The sequence below is a fragment of the Aeromicrobium sp. genome, assembly GCF_036675695.1.
Lineage (GTDB): Bacteria > Actinomycetota > Actinomycetes > Propionibacteriales > Nocardioidaceae > Aeromicrobium.
The window spans coordinates 21331-27610 of the sequence record NZ_JAKFEL010000074.1 but is presented as its reverse complement, the minus strand read 5'-3'; the positions used below and the strand labels follow the sequence as shown (position 1 = coordinate 27610).

Sequence of the window (6280 nt, the reverse complement as noted above, 5' to 3'; positions counted from 1 at the left end):
CTTAGCAGCCACAGCTGTCTCCCTAAACGAACCCGCGCGCGCCCTGCGCCGGCTCTTACTCGGCGGAAAGGGCCAGATCTCGTTGCTCAGGGGCGAGCGTCAACACTCTTTGAACGTATGCCTGCGAAACCGACATTTTGGGGAAGACACGCCCGACCTCGTGTGTCTCTCGCGTTAATTCTGGGTCGCCCTCGGCCCTTGGGCGCGAAGCTCCAGTGAGGGTCCCTCCCACGAGGTACGAGTAGGGGGCGGGAGCTCTGCGACCGAAGGGACGGTTGGCGAGATACTCGCGCAAGCACTCCGGCTAACCACGTGCTCGGTTGGGTTGAAGGGCGCCAATGAAAGGGCGTGAGCCGGTTCTGTGGACAGCCCCAATGGCGGCTTCAGATGTGGATAAGCATGCTCGATTTTCGTTGAATTCACAGGCTTTTCCACTGGTCATCGAACACTCTTTCGAGTAGTGTTTGGGGTATGGATCCGAAGCCGACGATCGACGCGCTGCGCACCGCCGCGCAAACGCTCACGTCGGGTGACACTCGTTCCCAGCTGCATGCGCTACAGGCGGCAGAGGACGCCATTCATGCTCGGAAGGCTCTACTCTTGGCAAAGCTCGAGTCGTCCAAAGATTTCGAACTCGACGGCGCCTCCACTCTCAACACCTGGGTGCGCAACGAGTTGCGGATGAACTCCGGAACTGCCTCCACCCTGGTCAAGAACGTTGGGGCTTTGCGTGACCTGCCACTGCTCGCCGAAGCAGCTTTCGCAGGGCAAGTCAGTGCAGCCCACGTACGCGTGTTCGCCTACGGCTTGGCGCATGTCGGACTCGAACCGATGCGCCAGTTCGAGGAAGTGTTCGTCGAAGTTGCGCAAGAACATGCGCCCAGCGAGCTGTTTGAAGCGGTCAAACACCTCAAAGACAAGATCCACCCCAAAGACCTCGACGCCGCCTGGGAACGCGGCATGGACCGCGAAGACTTCGCTGTCGATGCCGTCCCCGACGGCTTCCACACCAACGGGTTCCTCAACACCGTCACCGGGGCCAAGCTCAAGAAGGTCATGGACTCGATCTCCGCACCTCGCGACAAGGACGACACCCGCACCGGAGCCCAGCGACGTGTTCAGGGCTTGGATGACCTGTTGACGGCGATCCTGGCCAACGGTCTGCCGTCAGACAAAGGCGTCCGACCCCACATGTCTGTGTTTGTGGACGCCGACACCTTGCAGGCCGCGGCCGAACATGTGCAGGCCAAGACTGAGAAGCCCCACCTCATCTCAGAGCCGATGCCTTCGGTCGAACCTGCCAAGCTCGCCGGACACGGTGCAATCGGCCCCAACCTGCTCATGTACTTCCTGTGCGTGTCCGACTTCACCGCCTTCCTGATGAAACAACACGGCGGCGCCCGGCAAGCTGAGATCCTCAACGCCGGCACCAGCCGCTACCAACCCACCCTCACCCAGAGGCGTGCAGTGATCGCCCGCCAATACGGTGTGTGCGCCACACCCGGATGCAACCACACCCACCTCGAAATCCACCACGTCATCTGGTGGTCCATGGGTGGACCCACCGACGTCAACCTGCTGGTCGGACTGTGCGTTCGGTGTCACCACCTGCTCCACCGCGGTTTGCTCAATATCACCGGCAACGCCGTCGACGGCTTCAACTTCACCAACCGACACCACCACCCTGTCCGACGACGAAGAACCCACTACCGCCAAGCCGCCTGACCCGAACGTCCAGCGGCCCACCGGCACGCCCACTGCGGGTCACTGGGTGAATACAAACGGACTTGGCCACTGTCTTGGTCGAGGCAGATCACAGTTGATCCATAGAACGAGGGCGCACGATTTGTGACAGAGTTCCTCCGAGCTGAGGAGGCACCCAATGAGCGCGCTGAGGTCCACATCAAGCTTCCGCGTTGGCGAGAAGGAATGCGCGGTCACCCTTCGCGTACCGGAAGGCGACGGACCGTTTCCTGCCATCCTCATGGTCCACGGATGGGGTGGTGTCCAGGACGCGCTGACACTCCCGTTCTACGAGCCGTTCGAACAAGCAGGGTTCGCGGTCATGACGTTCGACTACGCCGGATGGGGTAGGAGCGAGGGGACCCCCCGCAACGTCATCAACCCTTGGCAGCGAGAGCGTGAAGTTGAGGGAGCGTTGGAGCACCTCCGAGCTCAGCCCGCAGTTGACCCCAAACGCATCGTGTTGTGGGGTACTTCGTTCGGTGGCGGCCATGTCGTGAGAGTTGCCGCCAAGCACCCCGAGCTGCTCGGCGCGATCACGCAAGTCCCCATGCTGGACGGCATGGCAGCAGTCAAGGCCGTTCCACCCCTTCGCATGCTCCGCTTCGGCTTCTCAGCCTTGGTCGATGTGGTTCGCGGTAAGCGGAACCCCTTCTATGTTCCGGTTGTCGCGCCACCAGGTGAGTGGGCGAGCATGGACCGAGACGGTGCGGCAGAAGCCATGCAGAACGGATTGAAGGCTCTCCTCGAAGCAGAAGGCCCCGAGGCTGCCGTCTACGACAATCGCGTCGCGGCTCGCTCGCTGCTGACCATGGGCGCGTACCGCCCATTCAAGAGCCTGCGGGATGTGAAGATCCCGATCCTCGTCGTAGGGGCCACGCGCGACACCGTCGCACCATTCGTCGAGAAGAAGATTCGTGCGCTGAACAACGCGAACATCCAGATCGAGAAGCTCGACGCCAATCATTTCGATCCGTATTTCGATCCTGCACTGTCGACCAACCTCGGCTACCAGCTCGCGTTCTTGCGGAGTTTGTCCGCTTAGCGGGCGTCAGGCGCCGAAGCGGCGCTCACGCAGGGCGTACGAGCGCATTGCGCGGAGGAAGTCGACGTGGCGGAACGCGGGCCACAGCGCATCGCTGAAGTAGAACTCCGAGTGCACGCTCTGCCACAGCAGGAATCCCGACAGCCGCTGCTCCCCCGACGTACGGATCACGAGATCCGGATCGGGCTGGCCCTTCGTGTAGAGGTGCTCGGCGATGTCGTCGACCTCGAGCGTCGAGGCTACTTCCTCGAGCGAGCGACCGGCAGCGGCCTGCTCGAGCAACAGCGAGCGCATCGCGTCCGTGAGCTCCTGGCGTCCGCCGTAACCGACGCAGATGTTGACCCGCATGCCCTGCACATCGGATGTCGAGTCGGCGAGCTTCTTCATACGACCGGCTGACTCCGAGGGCAACATGTCGAGGTTGCCGATGACGGCGAGCGACCAGCGCCCTTCGCTGGCGAGCCGCTCCATGAGGTTCTCGACCGCGGCCAGGATGCTGCCGACTTCTTCTGCCGGCCGCTGGAGGTTGTCGGTCGAGAGCAGCCACAGTGTGACGATCTCGACGCCCAGGTCGTCGCACCAGGTGGCGAACTCGGAGATCTTGTCGGCACCGGCTTTGTAGCCGTGCTCGAACTTCGCACCGCCGCGCTTGGCCCACCTGCGGTTGCCGTCGACGATGGCTCCGACGTGGTGTGGGAGCCGTGTGGGATCGAGTCGCTTGGCGAGCCGTCTCTCGTACGCCCCGTAGACCAAGTCACTCAGTGCCATGCGGCTAGGGTAATCGCATGAGCGAGCGTGAGCCTGAAGGCATTGTCCAAGAGGTTGGCGAGCGTCTCAGGGAGACCGCCCAGGAGATCAAGCCCAAGCTCCGCGGGTGGCTCCATGCCGCCACATGGCCCCTGGCGTTCTTCGGCTTCCTCGTCATGCTGGTCGTCGCTGACAGCGTCAAGGTTCGCGCCGGCGTCGCCGTGTTCATGGTCAGCGCCCTGCTGCTGTTCGGTGTGAGCGCGGTCTATCACGCCGGCCGCTGGTCAACTGCGGCCAAAGCCCGCTGGAAGCGCTTCGACCACGCCAACATCTTCGTGCTGATCGCTGGCTCCTACACGCCGTTCGCGCTGCTGCTGCTCGACACCAAGGACGCTTGGATCCTGCTGTCGCTCGTATGGGGTGGCGCCGTCCTTGGCCTGCTGTTCCGGGTGTTCTGGGTCGGCGCGCCTCGCTGGCTGTACGTGCCGATCTACATCGCTCTCGGCTGGGCGGCGGTGTTCTGGCTGCCGGAGTTCAAGGAGAACGGTTCAACGGCCGTCATCGTGCTGCTGGCTGTCGGCGGCGGGCTCTACACGATCGGTGCGGTCGTCTACGGCTTCAAGAAGCCCGACCCTTGGCCCAATTGGTACGGCTTCCACGAGATCTTCCACACCCTGACTATCGCGGCGTTCATCGTCCACTACGTCGGCGTCTCACTCCTGGCCTACCAGCAGTACTAGCGAGCCAGCAGCTCCTCGACGCTCGTCACGGGGCGTTCGCAGACGAAGCCACGGCACACGTATGCCGCCGTCTTGCCGTCGACGAGATCGCGCTGCTCGAACAGCGGGATGGCGGTGCCGACATCACCGGCGACCACTACGGCTCCGGGTGACGTCAGGCTGAGAGCGGCACGATGCAGCTCACTCCGATCTGCCCCCACGACAGCGATCTCCAACGGTCCGGCGACGATCGCTTCAGCGGCAGCAAGCGTCCAGCCCGCGAACCGTGGCACCTGGGTGGCGACGGATGCCGCTGATTCGATGCCTGACTCGGCGGCGGCTCGATAGCGATGTTCGCCAGTTATTGCGGCGAACGAGATCAGCGCCGTGACGGCCGCCGAAGTGCCGGACGGATAGGCGTTGTCGGACACGTCCTTCGGACGAACGACCAGCGCCTCGGCATCGTCGGCAGTGTCGAAGAAACCGCCAGCGGGGTCCGCGAAATGGTCGACGACACGATCGAGCAGTACGCGCGCACGGTCGAGCCACACCGCATCTCCGGTGATGCCGAGCACCGCCAGGAAGGCTTCGGCCACAGCACCGTGGTCCTCGAGGACGCCGGCATGAGTCGAGGCGATGCCATCGCGTGAGGTACGTACGAGGCGGTCGCTCAGGTGCCCGTCTTGAATATGCACTGTCGCCAACAGCTCAGCGGCGCGGATCGCGGCGGCGGTGAAGTCCGGTTCCTCGAGCAGTACGCCCGCCTCGGCGAGGGCGGTGATGGCCAGCCCGTTCCATGACGCGACGACCTTGTCGTCCCGCGCCGGCCGCGTGCGAGTGGCACGTGCTTCGAGGAGCTTGGCACGCACTTCGTCCCATCGGGCTTCGTCGTCGGGGTCTTTCAGCAGCTGCAGCGTCGAGAAACCACGCTCGAATGTCCCGCCACCCGTGACGCCGAGAAGCTCGGTCGCCCAGGCACCGTCGGCGGGACCGAGCGTGCGCATGAGCTGGTTGGGATTCCATACGTAGAACGTGCCTTCGTGGCCGTCGCTGTCTGCGTCGAGCGCCGACGCGAAGCCGCCTTCCGGCGTACCGAGCTCATCGATGACGAAGCGGCCGGTCTCGCGCGCGATGCGGGCGGCAAGCGGAGACCCGGTCTGCCGCCACCAGTGCAGGTAGACGCGGAGCAACAGAGCGTTGTCGTAAAGCATCTTCTCGAAGTGGGGTACGCGCCAGAACCGATCGACGCTGTAGCGGGCAAAGCCGCCTGACAGCTGGTCGTACATGCCGCCGCGCGCCATGGCCTCGCACGTACCAGCGACGAGGTCCAGCGCCTGCTGCGAACCCGAACGAGCAGCGTTGCGGAGCAGGAACTCCAGCACCATCGATGGCGGGAACTTGGGACTGTTGCCGAATCCGCCGGACTCAGCGTCGTACTGCTTCGCGAGTGACTCGACAGCGGCATCGAGCTGCTCGAAGCCGAGCGCACCGCCGACAGGGTCGACACCCGACCGCAGGTGCGCGAGTACGTCCTTGCTGACCGTCAGCACCTCGTCACGGCGCTCGTGCCACGCATCCGAAAGCGCCTGCAGCACCTGGGTGAACGCCGGGGTGCCCTGCCGCGGCTCGGGCGGGAAGTACGTACCGGCGAAGTACGGCTCACCCTCCGGCGTCAGCACGCAGGTCATCGGCCAGCCGCCCTGGCCCGTCATCGCCTGCGTGGCGCTCATGTAGACCGCGTCGACGTCGGGTCGCTCTTCACGGTCGACCTTGATGTTGATGTAGTGCTCGTTCATGTACGCCGCGGTCACCTCGTCCTCGAAGGACTCGTGCGCCATCACGTGGCACCAGTGGCATGCGGCGTAGCCGATGCTCAGCAGGATCGGGCGGTCCAGCTTCTTGGCTTCGGCGAACGCCTCGGCGCTCCACTCCCACCAGTCGACCGGGTTGTCGGCGTGCTGCTGGAGGTAGGGACTCGTGGCCTGAGCGAGGCGATTCGGCATACCGCCAGCCTAGGTGGGTAGCG

Annotated in this window: 5 protein-coding genes; 3 read left to right on the top strand and 2 right to left on the bottom strand. The window is 64.2% G+C overall.

What is annotated here, in order from left to right; genetic code table 11:
* Positions 1-471 precede the first annotated feature (471 nt).
* Together V6M39_RS05130 and V6M39_RS05125 are read left to right on the top strand one after the other, a co-directional pair.
* Positions 472-1725 carry an HNH endonuclease gene (locus V6M39_RS05130; RefSeq protein ID WP_332642659.1) on the top strand — a complete coding sequence of 418 codons (1254 nt, stop codon included), beginning with the start codon at positions 472-474 and terminating at the stop codon, positions 1723-1725.
* A gap of 157 nt (positions 1726-1882) precedes the next feature.
* Positions 1883-2788: an alpha/beta hydrolase gene (locus V6M39_RS05125; RefSeq protein ID WP_332642658.1), complete on the top strand. Its 906-nt coding sequence runs from the start codon at positions 1883-1885 to the stop codon at positions 2786-2788.
* A gap of 6 nt (positions 2789-2794) precedes the next feature.
* On the opposite strand, the gene V6M39_RS05120 is transcribed toward V6M39_RS05125, so the two are convergent.
* Complete coding sequence (locus V6M39_RS05120; RefSeq protein ID WP_332642657.1) at positions 2795-3556, bottom strand: isoprenyl transferase; 762 nt, start codon at positions 3554-3556, stop codon at positions 2795-2797.
* A 17-nt stretch (positions 3557-3573) separates the two neighbouring features.
* Here V6M39_RS05120 and trhA point away from each other — a divergent pair, with 17 nt between their 5' ends.
* Positions 3574-4275, top strand: coding sequence for a PAQR family membrane homeostasis protein TrhA (gene trhA, locus V6M39_RS05115; RefSeq protein ID WP_332642656.1), 702 nt, complete (start codon positions 3574-3576; stop codon positions 4273-4275).
* On the opposite strand, the gene V6M39_RS05110 is transcribed toward trhA, so the two are convergent.
* Positions 4272-6257, bottom strand: a complete 1986-nt coding sequence (locus V6M39_RS05110; RefSeq protein WP_332642655.1) for a thioredoxin domain-containing protein — start codon at positions 6255-6257, stop codon at positions 4272-4274. The two genes, trhA and V6M39_RS05110, sit on opposite strands and share 4 nt — an antisense overlap.
* Positions 6258-6280 lie beyond the last annotated feature (23 nt).

Coding starts and splice junctions, on each gene's coding strand:
- V6M39_RS05130 (WP_332642659.1), top strand. CDS start 472: ATGGATCCGAAGCCGACGATCGACGCGCTGCGCACCGCCGCGCAAACG.
- V6M39_RS05125 (WP_332642658.1), top strand. CDS start 1,883: ATGAGCGCGCTGAGGTCCACATCAAGCTTCCGCGTTGGCGAGAAGGAA.
- V6M39_RS05120 (WP_332642657.1), bottom strand. CDS start 3,556: ATGGCACTGAGTGACTTGGTCTACGGGGCGTACGAGAGACGGCTCGCC.
- trhA (WP_332642656.1), top strand. CDS start 3,574: ATGAGCGAGCGTGAGCCTGAAGGCATTGTCCAAGAGGTTGGCGAGCGT.
- V6M39_RS05110 (WP_332642655.1), bottom strand. CDS start 6,257: ATGCCGAATCGCCTCGCTCAGGCCACGAGTCCCTACCTCCAGCAGCAC.